Source organism: Streptomyces sp. NBC_01267 (genome assembly GCF_036241575.1).
Lineage (GTDB): Bacteria > Actinomycetota > Actinomycetes > Streptomycetales > Streptomycetaceae > Streptomyces.
In genome coordinates, this window is the sequence record NZ_CP108455.1 from 288,729 (window position 1) to 301,663 (window position 12,935).

The window sequence follows — 12,935 nt, forward strand, 5'->3', positions numbered from 1 at the left end:
TCACGGGCCGAGCGGGCCGAGCGGGCCGCAGACGGGAACAGTGGTGTCCCTGACGGCCTGAACTGGTCGTGGCCACGCGGCGGAAAGCAGGGCGAGGCCGGTCGAACGGGTGCTGATGGGCTCGCCGGGCCCGCTGGAGACGGGGATGATCCGGATATGGATATCCGCCTGTCCACGGCCCAGGGCCGCTGGGTCATCCTCACGACCGTGCTGGGCTCCAGCATGGCGCTGCTGGACTCCACCGTCGTCAATGTCGCGTTGCCTCACATCGGCGACGACCTGCACGCCCCACTGGCGTCCTTGCAGTGGATCAGTAACGCGTACACGGTCACGCTGGCCGGGCTGATTCTCCTGGGTGGCTCGCTCGGCGACCGTTACGGCCGCCGCAGGGTCTTCGTCATCGGGGTGGTCTGGTTCGCGCTCGGCTCGCTGTTGTGCGGTCTCGCGCCGACCACAGGAGTGCTGATCTTCGCGCGTGCCCTGCAAGGTATCGGCGGCGCGCTGCTGACGCCGGGCTCTCTCGCCATCATCCAGGCCAGCTTTCATCCCGACGAGCGATCGAGGGCCGTCGGCATGTGGTCGGGCCTCGGTGGCATCGGATCGGCGATCGGCCCGTTCGTCGGCGGCTGGCTCGTCGACGGACCCGGCTGGCGCTGGGTGTTCCTGATCAACCTTCCGCTCGCGGCGCTGTGCGTGCCGGTCGCCCTGCGACACGTGCCGGAGACGAGCGATCCACGGCACCACGGCAGGTTCGACGTGGGTGGGGCCTCGCTCGGCGCGCTCGCGCTGGCACTCCTGGCCTACTCGCTCATCGCGCAGAACGGGTGGGCCGGGGCGCTCGGTGTCGTAGGAGCGGTGTCGTTCGTGCTGGTGGAGAAGCGGCGATCGGACCCGATGCTGCCGCTGTCGATCTTCTCCTCCCACCTGTTCTCCATGGTCAACATCGTGACCCTCTGCGTGTACGCGGCTCTGGGCGGCTTCTTCTTCCTCGGCACACTGCAACTTCAGGTCGTGTCCGGCTACTCACCGCTGGCGGCCGGCACGGCCCTGCTGCCGACAACGGTGCTCCTGTTGCTGTTCTCGGCGCGGTCCGGGCAACTCGCGGACCGGATCGGCCCGCGGCTCCCGCTGACCGTGGGGCCTCTGCTGTGCGCAGGGGGCATGCTCCTGATGCTGAGGGTCGGCAGACACGCCTTCTATCCCACCGACGTGCTCCCCGCGCTGGTGGTGCTCGGCGCGGGCCTGGTCACACTCATCGCCCCGTTGACCTCGACGGTGCTGTCCTCCGTCGAGACTGCGCGGGCGGGCCTCGCGAGTGGCGTGAACAACGCGGCGGCGCGGGCGGCCGGCCTGATCGCGGTCGCTGCGCTGCCGTTCCTCACGGGGATGGGACCAGAGGCGTACCACTCCGCCACCGCCTTCGACCGGTCGTTCGACAAGGCCATGCCGATCTGCGCGGGCATCCTGATCGTGGGCGCACTCGTCGCCTTCCTCACCATCCGAAGGCCGACCCCCGCGGACCTGGCCCAGGTGCGCGCGGAGCCCGAGTGCCGGATGAGTTGCGGGCTGTCGGCGCCCCCACTGGAACCGGTCACTGCCGACGCACCTCCCGAACGACGGTAGGCCAGGTTGTAGGCGGCGTATCTCGTGGCGGTACCGGAGTCGCTCGAACCGGTGGAGCCAGGCGATGGTCGGCTCGACGCTCCAACGGGACGTTCCCAACCAGGAGCTGTGGGCGGCGCCCGGACCTGCGCCCGTTCGGCGCAACCTCCAACAGCCTTGCTCAGACGCCGGCTTCGACCCGGAACAAGCGTCAATTACAGGTTGACGACCCTCAATCGTCAACTTAAGATTGACGCATGAGTCCACTCGACATCAGTCTCGCCGACCTGATCGCCCGCCTCGACGAGGAACTCCCCGACGCCAACGAACTGTCCCGCATCAGCGAGGCGCGACTGCGCGCCCAGACCCTCTCCGACCTCGGTGACCAGCTCATCGACCACTACGTCAGCAAGGCCAAGCAGACCGGCGCGTCGTGGACCGCGATCGGCGACGCCATCGGGGTGTCCAAGCAGGCCGCCCAGCAACGCCACGCACCCGGCCCTTTCGAGCGGTACACCAACCTGAACCGGCACAGCATCGTGCTGGCACAGGAGGCCGCCCGCACACACAAGCACGACTTCATCGGCACCGAACACATCCTGCTCGGCCTGCTCGGCGAGCCGCGGGGCCTGGCATACGAGGTGCTGATCGCGAGGACCGAGTCGGAACAACTCATCCGCGACGCCATCGAGGAAGCGATGCCGCCGGCCGGCGAAAAGGCGCTGCGGGGTCACATCGCGTTCCGGCCGGAGAGCAAGGAGGCCATCGAGCAGGCGCGCCGCGCGTCGGCCGACCTCGGCCACGACTGGGTCGGCACGGAACACACGCTCCTCGGCCTGATCCAGGCCGAGGAGAGCCCAGCCGCGCAGATCCTGCGCAACCTCGGCTTCACGTCGGACGAGTTGCGCGAGACGATCAAGACCGAGATCACCAAGCGGTCCACCGCGCGCGACAAGCAGTGACGAACGAGCGGGCGGTCCGCACTCGATGGGACGCCCGCCCCCGCCCGCCGGTTCGAGGAGGCCGCGCCCGAGACGCCGCCAGCCTGACCGTCCAGGAGCTCGACGTCACCGGACCTGGCAATCGGTACATGTTGTCCCGCTGCACACTGACCTGACCTGCTCAAGGGGTGGGGTCGGGGCGGGAGACCCTGACATCACGGTCGATCAGCCGCGAGGGCTGCTGATCCGTTCGGGCTGGATCACATAGATCACCCGGACTTGCTCACGGCCGCCGAACCACGGGTAGGGCCCGCCGAGGTACTTCTGCGCGAGCGCCTCGATGTGGTCGACCGCCCCCTCAGTGGTCATACGCACCACACGGCCACGGATCTGCACGTAGGAGGTGGGATCCGAGGGGTCGGCGAGCGCGACGGCCACCCGCGGGTCGCGCGCGATGTTCCGGGTCTTCTGGTGCGACTCAACACTGTTGATCAGGACGTGCTCGCCGTCGGTGTCGACCCACGTCTGGGTGAGCTGGGGCGAGCCGTCGGGCATCGTGGTAGCGATGTAGCAGGTGACGGGGCGGCGCAGCAGCGCCACCACGTCCTCGCCGAGGTCTACGGGCACGGGGTTCTCCAGGGGTCGCTTCGCTGGGGTGCTGGGGCAACGGTAGCCACAGCGGGGAACCCGTTCCCCACCCCCTGGGGGCTTCGCGAACAACCCCCGTACGCTGCCCGGCCGTCAGCGCAGGACGACGCGACATGCGCCGGTCAGGTTCACGGCGCGCGTAAGTCGCCGGCAAAGGGCCACAGCATCGTGCAGGAGGGTCAGGCCCCCGCATCGTTTCTCCGCGGGGGCCTGACGCCTGCGTATCCGGAGTCAGTCGAGCGGGGCACTCTCTACCTGTGTGCCCGCCTCCACCTGAACAATGCCGAGCGCGGGTCAGGGACAGCCGGAGGAGATCTCCTGGAAGTTGTCGTAGTGGTCGCCCGTGTACCAGACGGTGCGGGTGTCGGGATCACGGACGAGGCGTTCCGCGTCGCGATGGGTGCCGGGGGTGCGGGGGTTGACGTCGTATTCGCGGTAATGGCCGTTCATGGGGAGGTCGTGGGAGCGGTTGCCGTAGACATTGCTGCCACGGATCACGAGCGGGGTGTTCACCACGGGGTAGTCGGTGGGTCGTTTCGCTGCCGGCCAGTCCATCTCCTTCCAGATCTCGCAGGCCTTCTTGACCTGCCCCGGAAACGCCTCGACCGGCTGCGGCGGGTCGATGACACCGACGACTCGGAGAGTCTGGCTCGACGGAGCACCGCTGGGTGTCCCGGCCGTCGCGGAAGAGACGGCCGGGAGAACGAGCCCGGTCACGAACAGAGCGGCGGCTACCGCAGCGCGCCGATTACGGATGAGAGTCATACCGACTCAAACCGGAAAGTGGCTGCCTTGGTAACGGCCGCCGCCGACGCGGAGCTTGGTCCCGGACCGGCCGTGCGAAACCGCCTTCTGCCGAAGGAAGATCCGGCAGGAGCCCAGCGTCAGCGGGCAGGACACCGTCGCGAACTCCCTTGTACGAGGCGAGCCGCCTGCTGAGTGCTCGGCTGCCGGTCAGGACAGGAGCCAGGCCTGGTTCTGACGACCACTGCACGGCTCGTTGTGGACCTTGTCGGAGTTGGTCACGTTGGCGAGGCAGTACGCCTGTGCGTAGCCGAGTTTGATCGTCGCGTTGCGGTTGCCGGTGGCCGACACCAGCCACGCCTGGTTCTGCCTACCGGTGCACGGCGCCGTATGGATCTTGTCCGTCTTCGTGTCGTTGGTCAGGCAGTAGCCCTGCGCGTAGCCGAGCCGGATCGTGGCGTTGCGGTCTCCTGTACGGGTGACGAGCCACGCCTGGTTCTGCTTACCGGTACACAGAGCGGTGTGGACCTTGTCAGTGTTCGTGTCGTTGGTCAGGCAGTAGCTCTGCGCGTATCCGAGCCGGATCGTCTCGTTGGGGTCGCCGGTGCCGGCGGCGGCGCTGCCGGTCAGGGCCGTGGAAGCCAGAGCCAGAACCGCCGCGGCCGTTGCGGCGACGCGAGTACTGGCGCGAAAGGTGGCGGTGCGGATGGTGACGGACACAGGGCAACTCCCGGAAGCAGACAGGGCCGTGTCCGCGCGGCGGAGGGGCACGCCCTCCCCCGCGCGGACGCGGATGGGGATGGGGATGGGGATGGGGATGCACGTCAACCTAGCCACCACGTCGGGCCGTGCCCGGTCGAGACCCGACGATCTCACCCGCACGGCGCATTGCTGGGGCCTGTCAGGTCCGCTCCGCAGTCCCGGATCCCCGTCGGAGACGGCCCGGCCGTGTGTGTCCGTGGAGCCGATGTCAGAGGTAGGTCCTAGCCTCGTCCTCAGAAGGCTGACGCCGATACCCGGAGGGCTGCACCATGGCCGTGACGCCGCAGAAGATCACCACTTTCCTCATGTTCGAAGGCAGGGCGAAGGAGGCGATGACCTTCTACACGTCGCTGTTCGACGACGCGGAGGTCGTCGACATCTCCCGCTACGGCGCTGACGGCCCCGGTCCGGCGGGCACCGTTCAGCACGCCACGTTCTCCCTCGCCGGACAGCAGTTCATGTGTATCGACAGTCACGTCACACACGATTTCGGGTTCACCCCGTCGATGTCGCTGTTCGTCGGGTGCGACACCGAGGCCGAGCTCGACCGGCTCTACGCTGCCCTCGCCGAACAGGGCACGGAGCTCATGCCGCTGGGCTCGTACGGCTTCAGCGCCAAGTTCGGCTGGGTGAACGACCGCTTCGGCGTCTCCTGGCAGCTGAACCTGCCCGAGTGACAGTGAACTTGGCGCAGGAACCGGAGAGAGAAGGGGGACACGCTGCCACGCCACCCCGAACGTCGTGGCAACGTGCGTATCTCCGGCGCCCCGGGCCGCCCGCTATCTCTCCTTCGGCGTCGCGTAGGCCCGCAGCCGCTCCTCACGGCTCGTCAGACAGCAGCTCGCACAGCGCACCGCCTCCGCGCTCGTGTAGTACAGACAGCAGGTGTTACGCAGATAGACCAGCCGCTCCGGACCGTCCGGAGACCGCCGGACCCGTGCCACCTCGCCCAGCGCCGCGAGTCCGCCGGGTGCGGTGTCCGCGAACTGCCGCCAGCGGGCGGCCAGCAGATCCACCTGGGCGCCGTACGCGCACAGCGCGGTGGCGCAGCCGTGGGCGATCCCGCCGCGCAACTGCCTGAGCCCGGCGCGGGTACGGCGGTGCAGCGCATCGGCGATCGGCAGCAGATGCCCGTCGAGCACGGTGCGGTGCAGCAGCCGTACGGGGTCCTCCCCGGCCCGGGGCACCAGCAGCCGGGACCGGCGCACTTGGACCCCGCCGATCCCGTGCGCGGCGGGGCGCAGCAGCACATTGCCGGACCGCATGTCCGGGACCTCGTCGTACAGCGCCCAGTGGAGCACGGCGGCAGCGGTGACCCGGCCCGCGTACACCGCCATCAGGGTCAGCGCGGTCGCATGGCCGGTGCGGTGGCCGCTGCCGGCGCGCTCGCTCTCCAGCAGCCTGGACAGCTCGTCGCCCGCCGGGTCGGCCAGTCGGTCGGCCGCCAGCCACGGCCCGGCTCGGCCCGTGGACGGTTCGCCTTCGGTGACCTGCCAGCGTGGCCCGTGCGGCAGAGGCGTCCAGACAGGGAACGTGTTGTCGCTCATGACAGCGGGAGGTAGACGACGTGGGGAGCGCCGGTGACCGGGTGGACGCCGATCCGGGACCGCACCCCGTAGACCTCGGCCAGCAGTTCTTCCGTCAGCACCGCGTGCGGGGAGCCGGACGCCACCACCCGTCCGGCGCTGAGGACGAACAGCCGGTCGCAGTAGGAAGCGGCCAGGTTGAGATCGTGCAGCACCAGCAGATTGGTGGTGCCCAGCGTCCTCACCAGGCCGAGGATCTCCAACTGGTAGCGGATGTCCAGATGGTTCGTGGGCTCGTCGAGCGCCAGCAGTCCCGGGTCCTGGACCAGGGCGCGGGCGATCAGGGCCCGTTGCCGTTCCCCGCCGGACAGTTCCTCGAAGCGCCGGTCGGCCAGGGCCGCCGCGCCGACACGCCGCAGCGCCCGGTCGATGCGGTGGGCGTCGTCGGCGTCGTCCTGCTCCCAGAACCGCTTGTGCGGGCTGCGGCCCATCGCCACCACTTCTCGCACGGTCAGGCCGAAGGCACCGGGGCTGTCCTGCGGTACGACGGCGACGTGCCGGGCCCGTTCCTTCACACCGAGGGCCGCGGCGTCCGCCCCGTCCAGCAGGACCCGCCCCGCCACGGGGCGCAGGGCGCCGTACACGCAGCGCAGAAAGGTGGTCTTGCCACTGCCGTTCGGCCCGACCAGGCCGACCGTCTCGCCGGGGGCTGCGTCCAGCGCGACCCCGTCGAGCAGGGTGCGGCCGGCCACCTCGTAGCTGATCCCGTCGGCGGTGAGCGCCGTCGGGGACGGTGCCGGGCTCATCCGGTGATCCCTTCGGTACGGCTGGAGCGGCGCAGCAGCCAGAGGAAGAACGGGCCGCCCACCAGGGCGGTGACCACCCCGGCGGGGATCTCCTCGGGGGCTGCCACCGTCCGCGCCAGCAGATCGGCCAGCAGCAGGAAAACCGCGCCGCCGAGGGCGGTCACCGGCAGCAGTCTGCGGTGGGACGCGCCGACGATCAGCCGGGCGGCGTGCGGGATCATGAGGCCGACGAAGCCGATCGCCCCGCTGTAGGCGACCAGCACGCCGATGATCAGCGACACCAGCACGAAGACCAAGCCCCGGAAGCGGCCGGGGTCCAGGCCGAGGCTGCGGGCCCCTTCCTCCCCGGTCAGCAGCAGATCCAGCGGACGGGCCAGGCTGATCAGGAGTACGGCCCCCACGCCCAGGACCGCGGCGGGCAGGGCCAGTTGGTCCCAGCGGGCGCCGCCCAGGCCTCCCAGGGTCCAGAACATGATCGCCCGCACATGCTCGGCCCGGGAGGACAGCACCAGGATCAGGCTGGTGAACGCGGACAGCACGTACTGGATCGCCACCCCGGCCAGAATCAGCCGACCCGTCGTCATGGTGCCGCCGCGCCGGGCCATCGCGTAGACGGCGACCAGCGCGACCATGGACCCTGCGAACGCGGCGGCGGGCAGCGCCACATCGGTGGCCGCGCCCGCGCCGACCCCAAGCACGACGACCACGACGGCGCCCGCCGATGCCCCGGAGGAAGCGCCCAGCAGAAAGGGATCGGCCAGCGGATTGCGCACCAGCGCCTGGAGCACCGCGCCCGACAGGGCCAGCCCGGCGCCGACGACGGCCCCGAGCAGCACCCTGGGCAGCCGTACCTCCCACACGATCGTCGGGTAGGCACCGGTGTGTTCGCCGCCCATTACGGTACGCAGCACCTCGCCCGGCGGAATCCGTACCGGGCCGAGCGCCAGGCCGGCCACCACTGCCGTGAGCAGCAGGACCGTGAGGACACCGATCACGACGGGTGTCGAGCGGAGGACGGTTTTCAGGCGGGTGCGGGCGGACTCCGCGCTCACGGGGTATCGGGGTGCAGCTGCCCGGCCAGGTCCTGCACGGCGTCGGCGACCCGGACGCCGAGCACGGCCGAGGACAGCGGGAGTACCGCGAACCTCTTGTTCTTGATCGCTGGTACGTCCGCGAGCGCCGGGTCGTTCAGCAGCCGCTTCTTCTTGGCCGCGACCGTGGTGCCACCGTAGTCGTAGATCACGACCACCTCGGGCCTGCGCTTGATGACCTGCTCCCAGGACACGTCGCCGAAGGTGTCGTCGAGGTCCGCGAAGACGTTCCTGCCCCCGGCGAGCCGGACGATCTCGTTGCCGATGCCGTTACCGCCCGCCGTGAACGCGGAACTGTCGCCGGAGTCGTACACGAACACCGAGGGATGCGAGGAGCCCTTGAGCTCTGTCTCGACCGCTCCGATCTTCTGCCGCTCCTCGGCGATCAGCTTCTTGCCGCGCTCCGGTACGCCGAAGGTCCTGGCGACCTGGGTGATCTCGGTGGCGAGCTGATCGATACCGACCTTTCCCCCGGTGCAGTTCTCGACGTTCAGCCGGGTGTTGATGCCGCTCTGCTGAAGTCCCGCCCGGTCCTCGCCCTTGGCCTTGTCGAAGGCGCTGCTGTATCCGCCGTAGACGAAGTCGGGGTTCGCGCCGAGCAGCACCTCCTTCGAGGGGTACTCCTTCGCCAGCACCTTGGTTCTGGCGTATGCGGCCCGGTACTTCGGCAGAATGCTGTCGTCCAGGTAGGCGGTCCCGGCCAGCCGGTCCTGGAGGCCGAGGGCCAGCATGACTTCGGTGGCGTGCTGGTTCATGGTGACGGCCCGCTTCGGCGGGGCGTCGAAGGTCGTCTTCGTGCCGCAGTTGGTGACCGTGTAGGGGAAACCGTCGGCGACCGGTACGGCCGCTGCCTTGTCCGCGCCGCCCGTGCCGGAGCCGCAACTGGTGAGCGGTAGCAGAAGCAGCGGTATGAGCGCGAGTGGTACACGGCGGATCCGGGGCATGGCCGAGCCTTTCCGGGGGATGTCCTCGTCCCCTGGTTGTACGGAGAAGGCGGCGCGGCCAGTGTCTGACTTCCGGGCTGTTGCAGCCCGGTCACAGTGGCGGGACCGTACCGGATTCACACCGGTTTCCTGACGCGCGTCGCCTGAGTTTTCGGGGCTCAGTCTGTCAGACCGCATATGCCGTTACTTTCCGGGCCGCGACAGGCGGTCGGAAGAGCGGTGGCGAAATGACGGCCGGGTACGGCCCGGCGAGCACGGCGCCGAGCTTCCAGCCGGGGTTCATCGTGTCGCCGACGCCGAGGTTGAACCCCTGACCCCCGAACGGCGCGTGTACGTGCGCGGCGTCGCCCAGCGGGCCGCCGCCTCTGCCAGGTGTCGGCAGGGGCGGCGGTGGAGGTGGCTTCAGGGGGCGGGAAGGGGCTGGAAGATCGCGGCCTGCTGCGGGACGCGGCGGGCGCTGCGGTAGGTGGTGATGCCGATGGCCAGGAGCCAGTAGCTCAGCAGGGCGCCCATGAGGGCGGTGGTACCCCAGCCGTTGGCGGCGTAGAAGTGGGCGGGGGCGTTCCCGAAGAAGAGGGACGGCATGAAGGCCAGGTTGATCCCGGCGATCGTGTAGGCGCTGCGGTGGGCCCAACGGGACAGCAGGCCGCTCTTGCTGACGGCGTAGCCGAAGCTGCCCAGGAACATGGCCAGGAGCATGCGGGAGATCGTCCCGTAGAGGATGTAGGTGCCGGAGACGCTGATGGTGGGGTCGATCGGGTGGTCGGTGGCGATGACGGCCCCGGCTTCCAGGCCGCTGGAGACCAGCGTGACCACGGTGTAGGCGAGGCCGGACGCGAAGGCGAGCGTGCCGGCCCATTCCGCCTGGGGAGCAGCCCTCTTGACGAGTTCGCGGAAGGCGGTGGCGAAGACCAGAACGAGGCCCAGAGCGAGGATCCCGATCAGCAGGCGGGCCAGCACATTGGCTTGCGGCGGGGGGCCCGAGTAGACGAAGTACAGCGGTACCTCCAGGATCAGGCCCGCCGCTGCGGCGATCCCCACAGCCCCCGTGAAACGCCGGGCGACGATCTCGTTCATCGGATTCCCCTCAGTTCTCAGCGATGCGCTGCTGTCCATAAGGAGAAGCCTGTGCCCCGCGGGCCTCGCAGTCTCTGGGCCTGGAACCCGTATCCAGGGGTGGGCCTGACACCACCCCTGGGCGGTCGCCCCGGCCGGACGAACGCTGACCTCAGGCAGGTGTTCTTGACCGGTCGCCACGCGAGGTCGAGTCGACATCGACGCGCCTCGGATGCCGCCCGGACTGGACGAACTGCGCGCCGAGCGGGACGCGCAGCGTGGGTGTGAGGGTTTCGGCGCATTCGCGGACAGGAACGTCGTGCACCTGCGGCGTGACTGGGACGAGGAGGACGATGAACCGGTCGTCTCGATGGTGCCCTTCTCGAAGCGGGACCCGTTGCGCGCGAGAGGGAAGTCGATCTCCGAAAACTGGCAGGATCACTCGTACGGGATGGGCCCGCCGGCCTCTCGCACGGAACAATCCACACCGGGCGGACGCCATGCCGCCTGAACATCCGGTCGGCCGCCCGGCGCTGGCGTCACGGTCCGGGTTTGTTCGCGAACACCCATCGGTTGCCCGCCAGCGCGTCGTTCTGTTCGGGCAGCGGGCCGCGTCCGTGGTGGCGGGTGAAGTCGAAGGGGGTACGAACCGATGTGGACCAGCCCTTGCTCCCCAGATCACCGGCGGAGTCGGGCCGCGGCTCTCTGTCGAACAGGTCGAGCAGGTCGATGCCGATCTGGTGTGTCGTCGAGGTGTAGAGCGGGCTGTCGCGGTACTCCAGCAAGTCCTTGTCGAGTTTGACCTCGAACGCCAGCGCGCTTCCTCCCGTGCTCAGCCGGTCCACCGTGTCGATGAGGTACGTCTCGGCGGCGGATGGCAGGTAGAACAGCAATCCCTCGGCCAGCCAGATGCTCGGTGCTGCCGGGTCGAAGCCCGCGTCGGCCAGCGCTCCGACCCAGTCGGCCCGCAGATCGACCGGGACGGGTACACGCGCCGCCTTGGGGGTGGCCGACAGTCCGTCGAGCACCTTGTGCTTGAACGCCAGCACGCCCTCCCTGTCGATCTCGAAGATCACGCAGCCGGGAGGCCAGTCGAGCCGGAACGCCCGGGAGTCCAACCCCGCCCCGAGCAGCACCACTTGGCGGGCGCCCGGCTGCACCGACCGGAGGAGGAAGTCGTCGAGGACCCTCGTCCGCAGACCGAAGTAGCGCGCGAATCGCCCCCACAGCGGGTTCGCGTCCCCGTCCGGAACCTGTTGCATGCGGACCGGCCAGCCGGCGGATGCCGGTGCGGCGAGCACGAAGTGCTCCGCGTAGATGTCCCGTGCCAGCGTGTCGTGGCGATGTGTCTCGATCGCCCGTGCCGCGGCGACCATGAGAGCGGTCAGGCCTACCCCTCCTTCCACGCCATCCACGCCATCCACGCCATCCACACCGATGTTCCCGGGCGTTGTGCCGGCCACGTGTCCTCCATCGAGCTAGTTGCGACCACGAACAGTGAGGGACAGGAATGCTGGATCAGCGGCGGACGCACGGCGCCACCGCTCCGGGCGCCCGTTCCTCGGGGAGCGCCCCGTAGCGAGCAGCCCTGCGGCCACCCGGTTCCTCGGCCCGGCCGTCTCGGTGCGGGCGGTTCAAGGACCTGCCGTCATGCTGCCCGGTGACGGTCGATCGGCGTCGACCGGATGGGCAGGGGCATTGAACGCTTCGCTCATCGGCTCCTCCCCTCCGGAAGCAGAACCGGTTTGACCACGCGGCCCGCCTCGCAGTCGCGTTCGGCTTCGTTGATGGCGGCGAGCGGGTACGTACGGATCAGCTCGTCGAAGGGAAACCGCCCGGCCTGCCACAGCCCGGTCAGCCGCGGGATGAGCAGTCCCGGCACCGCGTCCCCCTCGCAGATGTGGGAGATTTTCCTGCCCCGGTCCAGTGCCCCCGGTTCGAGTGGCAGCGTGCTGTGGAGCCGGGCCACCAGACCGAGGTGGCCGGTCGGACGCAGGGCCCGGAGCGCGTCGTTGATCAGCCGGGCAGAGGCCGTGGTATCCAGCGCGAACTGCGCGCCACCGTCGGTCAGTTGCCGGATGCGGCCGGGCAGGTCGGTCGAAGCGGCGTGCAGCGGGATCGCGCCGAATCGTTCGGCGAGGGCCAGCCGTTCGGAGTGCCGGTCGACGGCCACGGTCACCGCTCCGGAGACCTCAGCCGCCATCACCGCGGCCAGACCGACCGCTCCTGCGCCGAAGACCGCGAAGGTGTCGCCGGGCCCGACACCCAAGGAGTTGAAGACCGCTCCGGCGCCGGTGAGGAAGCCGCAGCCGAGCGGTCCGAGAAGTTCGACGGGCAGCGAGGGGTCGGCCCGGACGGCATTGCGGGCCGGAACCACCGCGTACTCGGCGAAGGAGGACTGTCCGAACCACCGGGGGGCCAGTTCCTCCCCTGCCGCATCGGTGAACCGCGCGGCGTTCTCCTTGCGCCCTCCGAAGAGGTTGAGCGAGGCGAACGAGCCGCAGTAGGCGGGGGCAGCGTCCAGGCAGTTCCGGCAGCGTCCGCAGGAGTCGAAGCTCAGCACGACGTGGTCGCCGTTGCTCAGGCCGGTGTGCGGGCCGCCCGTCTCCACCACGACCCCGGCCCCCTCGTGGCCGAGCACCGCCGGCAGCGGCGAGCGGCCCGCCGAACGCCGGACCGCGAGATCGGTCCGGCACATCCCGCAGCCCGCGATCCTGACCAGGATCTCGCCGTCGGCCGGTCCCGTGTTCAGGATCACCTCCTCGACGGCGAATCGGCTCTCGTACGAGCGCAGTACCGCCGCGCCGAACCTCAT

Annotated in this window: 14 protein-coding genes, 1 pseudogene and 1 riboswitch; of the genes and pseudogenes, 4 read left to right on the top strand and 11 right to left on the bottom strand. The window is 69.6% G+C overall.

The features are described from left to right. Positions 1 to 156 precede the first annotated feature (156 nt). The gene (locus OG709_RS01495; RefSeq protein WP_250304980.1) at positions 157 to 1,623 is read left to right on the top strand and encodes an MFS transporter; all 1,467 of its coding nucleotides are present in this window, start codon (positions 157 to 159) and stop codon (positions 1,621 to 1,623) included. Between the two features lie 236 nt (positions 1,624 to 1,859). Beyond that, entirely contained in the window at positions 1,860 to 2,564 is a 705-nt protein-coding gene (locus tag OG709_RS01505) for a Clp protease N-terminal domain-containing protein (RefSeq protein WP_329164443.1), read from the top strand. Positions 2,565 to 2,768: 204 nt separating this feature from the next. Here the strand turns inward: OG709_RS01505 and OG709_RS01510 are convergent, their stop codons facing one another. The 3 genes from OG709_RS01510 to OG709_RS01520 all read right to left on the bottom strand — a co-directional run bounded on the left by OG709_RS01510 (position 2,769) and on the right by OG709_RS01520 (position 4,655). Beyond that, positions 2,769 to 3,170: a PPOX class F420-dependent oxidoreductase gene (locus OG709_RS01510; protein WP_329164444.1), complete on the bottom strand. Its 402-nt coding sequence runs from the start codon at positions 3,168 to 3,170 to the stop codon at positions 2,769 to 2,771. Between the two features lie 315 nt (positions 3,171 to 3,485). Beyond that, entirely contained in the window at positions 3,486 to 3,956 is a 471-nt protein-coding gene (locus OG709_RS01515) for a ribonuclease domain-containing protein (protein ID WP_250304977.1), read from the bottom strand. Positions 3,957 to 4,145: 189 nt separating this feature from the next. Further along, a complete protein-coding gene (locus OG709_RS01520; protein ID WP_266644656.1) occupies positions 4,146 to 4,655 on the bottom strand; it encodes a ricin-type beta-trefoil lectin domain protein in 510 nt (169 codons plus the stop codon). Between the two features lie 311 nt (positions 4,656 to 4,966). Between OG709_RS01520 and OG709_RS01525 the strand changes: the two genes are divergently transcribed. Next, positions 4,967 to 5,374, top strand: coding sequence for a VOC family protein (locus OG709_RS01525; protein WP_266644654.1), 408 nt, complete (start codon positions 4,967 to 4,969; stop codon positions 5,372 to 5,374). Positions 5,375 to 5,476: 102 nt separating this feature from the next. Here the strand turns inward: OG709_RS01525 and OG709_RS01530 are convergent, their stop codons facing one another. The 6 genes and pseudogenes from OG709_RS01530 to OG709_RS01555 all read right to left on the bottom strand — a co-directional run bounded on the left by OG709_RS01530 (position 5,477) and on the right by OG709_RS01555 (position 10,141). After that, entirely contained in the window at positions 5,477 to 6,244 is a 768-nt protein-coding gene (locus tag OG709_RS01530) for a (2Fe-2S)-binding protein (protein ID WP_266644653.1), read from the bottom strand. Further along, entirely contained in the window at positions 6,241 to 7,029 is a 789-nt protein-coding gene (locus OG709_RS01535) for an ABC transporter ATP-binding protein (RefSeq protein WP_250304973.1), read from the bottom strand. The genes OG709_RS01530 and OG709_RS01535 overlap by 4 nt, the downstream gene beginning before the upstream one ends. Continuing rightward, positions 7,026 to 8,081, bottom strand: a complete 1,056-nt coding sequence (locus OG709_RS01540; protein ID WP_329164448.1) for a FecCD family ABC transporter permease — start codon at positions 8,079 to 8,081, stop codon at positions 7,026 to 7,028. Before OG709_RS01540 ends, OG709_RS01535 begins: the two co-directional genes overlap by 4 nt. Then, on the bottom strand, positions 8,078 to 9,064 hold the full coding sequence (locus OG709_RS01545) for an ABC transporter substrate-binding protein (protein WP_250304971.1): 987 nt from the start codon (positions 9,062 to 9,064) through the stop codon (positions 8,078 to 8,080). Before OG709_RS01545 ends, OG709_RS01540 begins: the two co-directional genes overlap by 4 nt. Before the next feature lie 39 nt (positions 9,065 to 9,103). Continuing rightward, a riboswitch (cobalamin riboswitch) is annotated at positions 9,104 to 9,255 on the bottom strand. Positions 9,256 to 9,299: 44 nt separating this feature from the next. Further along, positions 9,300 to 9,413, bottom strand: a pseudogene (locus OG709_RS01550) (FAD-dependent monooxygenase); the annotation flags it as partial. Positions 9,414 to 9,466: 53 nt separating this feature from the next. Next, complete coding sequence (locus OG709_RS01555; RefSeq protein WP_329164450.1) at positions 9,467 to 10,141, bottom strand: hypothetical protein; 675 nt, start codon at positions 10,139 to 10,141, stop codon at positions 9,467 to 9,469. 211 nt (positions 10,142 to 10,352) lie between these two features. Here OG709_RS01555 and OG709_RS01560 point away from each other — a divergent pair, with 211 nt between their 5' ends. Further along, on the top strand, positions 10,353 to 10,631 hold the full coding sequence (locus tag OG709_RS01560) for a hypothetical protein (protein WP_329164452.1): 279 nt from the start codon (positions 10,353 to 10,355) through the stop codon (positions 10,629 to 10,631). Positions 10,632 to 10,659: 28 nt separating this feature from the next. On the opposite strand, the gene OG709_RS01565 is transcribed toward OG709_RS01560, so the two are convergent. Both OG709_RS01565 and OG709_RS01570 read right to left on the bottom strand, forming a co-directional pair. Next, a complete protein-coding gene (locus tag OG709_RS01565) occupies positions 10,660 to 11,496 on the bottom strand; it encodes a class I SAM-dependent methyltransferase (protein WP_329169033.1) in 837 nt (278 codons plus the stop codon). A gap of 335 nt (positions 11,497 to 11,831) precedes the next feature. After that, positions 11,832 to 12,935: an NAD(P)-dependent alcohol dehydrogenase gene (locus tag OG709_RS01570; protein WP_329169034.1), complete on the bottom strand. Its 1,104-nt coding sequence runs from the start codon at positions 12,933 to 12,935 to the stop codon at positions 11,832 to 11,834.

Coding starts and splice junctions, on each gene's coding strand:
- OG709_RS01505 (WP_329164443.1), top strand. CDS start 1,860: ATGAGTCCACTCGACATCAGTCTCGCCGACCTGATCGCCCGCCTCGAC.
- OG709_RS01565 (WP_329169033.1), bottom strand. CDS start 11,496: ATGGTCGCCGCGGCACGGGCGATCGAGACACATCGCCACGACACGCTG.
- OG709_RS01560 (WP_329164452.1), top strand. CDS start 10,353: ATGCCGCCCGGACTGGACGAACTGCGCGCCGAGCGGGACGCGCAGCGT.
- OG709_RS01535 (WP_250304973.1), bottom strand. CDS start 7,029: ATGAGCCCGGCACCGTCCCCGACGGCGCTCACCGCCGACGGGATCAGC.
- OG709_RS01530 (WP_266644653.1), bottom strand. CDS start 6,244: ATGAGCGACAACACGTTCCCTGTCTGGACGCCTCTGCCGCACGGGCCA.
- OG709_RS01515 (WP_250304977.1), bottom strand. CDS start 3,956: ATGACTCTCATCCGTAATCGGCGCGCTGCGGTAGCCGCCGCTCTGTTC.
- OG709_RS01525 (WP_266644654.1), top strand. CDS start 4,967: ATGGCCGTGACGCCGCAGAAGATCACCACTTTCCTCATGTTCGAAGGC.
- OG709_RS01545 (WP_250304971.1), bottom strand. CDS start 9,064: ATGCCCCGGATCCGCCGTGTACCACTCGCGCTCATACCGCTGCTTCTG.
- OG709_RS01570 (WP_329169034.1), bottom strand. CDS start 12,935: ATGAGGTTCGGCGCGGCGGTACTGCGCTCGTACGAGAGCCGATTCGCC.
- OG709_RS01555 (WP_329164450.1), bottom strand. CDS start 10,141: ATGAACGAGATCGTCGCCCGGCGTTTCACGGGGGCTGTGGGGATCGCC.
- OG709_RS01495 (WP_250304980.1), top strand. CDS start 157: ATGGATATCCGCCTGTCCACGGCCCAGGGCCGCTGGGTCATCCTCACG.